This window comes from Vibrio sp. 99K-1 (genome assembly GCF_013114585.1).
GTDB classification, from domain to species: domain Bacteria; phylum Pseudomonadota; class Gammaproteobacteria; order Enterobacterales; family Vibrionaceae; genus Vibrio; species Vibrio chagasii_B.
This window is the reverse complement of sequence record NZ_VTXF01000067.1, coordinates 1-972: the sequence shown is the minus strand read 5'-3', so window position 1 is coordinate 972 and position 972 is coordinate 1. Positions and strand designations below refer to the sequence as shown.

The 972-nt window shown below is 41.3% G+C and carries 1 pseudogene; it reads right to left on the bottom strand.

The window, feature by feature from the left end:
• A pseudogene (locus F0228_RS25930) lies at window positions 1-911 on the bottom strand (hypothetical protein); the annotation flags it as partial.
• Window positions 912-972 lie beyond the last annotated feature (61 nt).

The following is a 972-nucleotide window of genomic DNA, read 5'->3' as shown; positions in this document are numbered from 1 at the left end:
TCCACCACCTCAATGGCATTATCGGCTGTCGACTTCTCCGCATTGGCCCATAGCTTAGAAAAATCTTGGCTCAGTCCCTCAGAGCTCATCGTAGACACAATATCGCCTAGTTCTGGGTCTAAGGTAAACATGTTATCTAGGTAGCGGAATGCGGCGGCGTTTTGTTGGGCAGCATCATCAGAATAACGCGGGTACAAGGTTGCCATTGTTTCTTCGAGAGGGGAATGCCTTGATGCTACTTGTCTAATTACCTCTGTACAGAGGTTATTAGACAAATCTCCAGAAGTGCAATAAGGAGTTACTCTTTTTACAATCGTTTTTTTACACATAGAGTTACTTAACTTAAAACCTGCCTGACAGGATAAAGTAGCAGGGTGTAATACATTCTTTCTTCGATGCACCTCCCCAGCCTTATACCCGCCTCCAGGATAAGTTTGAAAAATACGCTTTCGACCAGTTTTGTACTCCCACCCATCAGAATGTTTTGTCCAATTTTCCAGTGTCGTATTACCAAACACCTTAACTGAATTCCAATAAATTCCATTTTGCGAGGATTTACTAGATATTAGCCAATTAGTCACTCTTAACGAATAACCACTTTCAGAAATAAGCTTTGAACATCCATTTGCAGTTAGACTCATTCCTGATGGGCAAGACTTTATCGCTGCTTTACTTTCGACCTTAGTACACTTTCCTGCACCTAGTCTAAAGCCGCTATCACATTTAAATTTGACGGGCCTAGTTATTTTTTTTGTACAACTTAGTCCTTGTTTATCAAACCCTGAAGGACAAGTGTGATAAACAAACTCCTCACCAAATGGATAAGGCGCATTATTGGCGGCCTGAGCCCCCCCTGTTGGTATTATCAAGAGCGTAAAAAGCCCTACCAAACTGCGTTTAGTATATTTCATTATTTTTCTTTTTTATGTGGAGATAAATAAGGTGGGAGTTAACCACCGCTGTTATTACTGG